General features: G+C 73.2%; 2 protein-coding genes and 1 tRNA gene. 2 read left to right on the forward strand and 1 reads right to left on the reverse strand.

Annotated features, from left to right (window positions below):
• Positions 1 to 1,189 (forward strand): MFS transporter (locus tag FOE67_RS23245; RefSeq protein ID WP_182666800.1); only part of this gene is annotated, 1,189 nt, incomplete at its 5' end.
• A gap of 154 nt (positions 1,190 to 1,343) precedes the next feature.
• On the opposite strand, the gene FOE67_RS23250 is transcribed toward FOE67_RS23245, so the two are convergent.
• Positions 1,344 to 1,832 carry a YajQ family cyclic di-GMP-binding protein gene (locus FOE67_RS23250; protein ID WP_182666801.1) on the reverse strand — a complete coding sequence of 163 codons (489 nt, stop codon included), beginning with the start codon at positions 1,830 to 1,832 and terminating at the stop codon, positions 1,344 to 1,346.
• Between the two features lie 169 nt (positions 1,833 to 2,001).
• On the opposite strand from FOE67_RS23250, the gene FOE67_RS23255 reads away from it, so the two are divergent.
• Positions 2,002 to 2,083, forward strand: a tRNA-Tyr gene (locus FOE67_RS23255).
• Positions 2,084 to 2,245 lie beyond the last annotated feature (162 nt).

Here is a 2,245-nt window from a genome sequence, read left to right on the forward strand (position 1 = left end):
GCCCCGCACCCCGCCCCGCGGCGTGTTGCCCGCCCTGTGCGCCACGCAGATCACCGGCTGGGGCGTCCTCCACTACGCCTTCCCGGTGCTCCTGCCGCACATCGCCCACGACACCGGCTGGTCCCCGGCCGCCGCGACCGGAGCGTTCTCGGCCGGCCTGCTGGTCTCCGCCGCCGTGGGCGTACCCGTCGGCCGCGTCATCGACCGCCGGGGACCCCGGGCGGTGATGGCCACCGGTTCCGTGATCGGCACGCTCGCCGTGGTGCTCCTCGCCCTCGCCCCGAACCTCCGGGTCTTCGCCGCGGCCTGGCTCCTCGCGGGCGTCGCCATGGCGGCCACCTTCTACCAACCCGCCTTCGCCGCCCTCACCCGCTGGTGGGGACCCGGACGCGTGCGGGCCCTCACCGTCCTCACCCTCGCCGGCGGGCTGGCCTCCACGATCTTCGCCCCGCTCACCGCCGTGCTCGCCGGGCACCACGGCTGGCGCACCGCCTACCTGGTGCTCGCCGTGATCCTCGCCCTGGTCACCGTGCCCGCGCACGCCCTCGCCCTGCGCGCCCCCTGGCCCCCGGCCGACCGCCCGGACGGTCCTCCGCCGGTGTCCCCCGGGCGGGTGTTCCGCAGCCGCCCCTTCATCCTGCTCACCACGGCCTTCACCCTGAACGGCCTCACCGTCTTCGCCGTGGTGATCACCCTCGTGCCCCTCCTCACCGAACGCGGCGCGTCCGCGACCGTGGCGGCATGGGCGCTGGGCCTGAGCGGTGTCGGCCAGGTGCTGGGCCGGGTCCTGTACGCCCCCCTGGCGCGTCGACTGCGGGTCGGCCCCCGGACGGTCCTGCTGCTCGGCCTCGGCGCGGCCGGCACGCTCGCCCTCGGCGCGATCCCCGGCCCGCTTCCACTGTTGGTGGTCCTCGCCGTGGTGGCGGGGGTCATCCGGGGCAACCTCACCCTTCTGAAGGCCACCGCCACCGCGGACCGCTGGGGAACCGCCCACTACGGCCGGCAGTCGGCCGTCCTCGCCGCCCCGGTCACCGTGGCCGCCGCGCTCGCGCCGGTGGTCGCCACCGCCCTGGCCGGGACGGTGGGCGGCTACGCCCGGGTCCACCTGCTCCTCGCGGCGATCGCCGGGCTCGCCGCACTCCTCGCCATCGGCGGCACCCCGCGCCCGGCGAGGAGGACCGGGGGGTGAACGGCGGGAACGGGATCGCTGTCCGGGGCCCGGGCCCCGGACAGCCGAACGGGGGCCGTGGTGTGCCCACGCGCCCCCGTGACGGATCGCCGATCGAGCCGGTGACGCGCCCCGTCGTGCCGACCGGCGCGCCGAATCCCCGACCCGTTCGAACTCAGCGGTAGTTGACGAACTGCACCGCGAAGTCGAAGTCCTTCTCGCGCACCAGTCGCTGGACCTCCTGCAGGGAGTCCCGGCTCTTGGAGCTGACGCGCAGCTCGTCGCCCTGCACCTGGGCCTTGACGCCCTTGGGGCCCTCGTCGCGGATCAGCTTGGCGACCTTCTTGGCGTCCTCGGTGGAGATGCCCTCCTTGATCGTGCAGAAGAGCTTGTACTCCTTGCCCGACGCCTGCGGTTCGCCGGCGTCCAGCGCCTTGAGGGAGATGCCCCGCTTGATCAGCTTCGACTGGAAGATGTCCAGCACCGCCTTGGTGCGCTCCTCGGCGTTGGCCCGGATCTCGATCCGCTCGCCGGACCAGTCGATGGAGGCCCCGACGCCCTTGAAGTCGTAGCGCTGCGAGATCTCCTTGGCGGCCTGGTTCAGGGCGTTGTCCACTTCCTGCCGATCGACCTTCGAGACGATGTCGAAACTGGAGTCGGCCATGGTCTGGCTCCTCGTGCGTGACTCGGGGGAACGGGTATCCGGGCGCCAGCCTAGTCCGGCGCGCCGGTGATCATCCCGAGGCGAACCGAGTGGCGAACCACCCCCGCCCATCGGGTATGGTTTACCCCGTCGCCGAGGCACCCTGGGGTGCCACGGATCGACATCCCGAGGCGGTGTGCCCGAGTGGCCAAAGGGAGCAGACTGTAAATCTGCCGGCTCAGCCTTCCCAGGTTCGAATCCTGGCGCCGCCACCGGAACGAGGAACCCCCTTCCACCTTGCGACATCGCAGGTGGGAGGGGGTTTCTGCATGCTCCGGGGCTCGACGGTCGACCGCGCGGACCCCCGGCCCGTGGTGCGGATCGGGGGCGCGGTTCCCGTTCCCCGGGTGGTCCCCCACGCGTTCCCCCGACCC

It is taken from the genome of Streptomyces calidiresistens, assembly GCF_014141525.1.
GTDB classification, from domain to species: domain Bacteria; phylum Actinomycetota; class Actinomycetes; order Streptomycetales; family Streptomycetaceae; genus Streptomyces; species Streptomyces calidiresistens.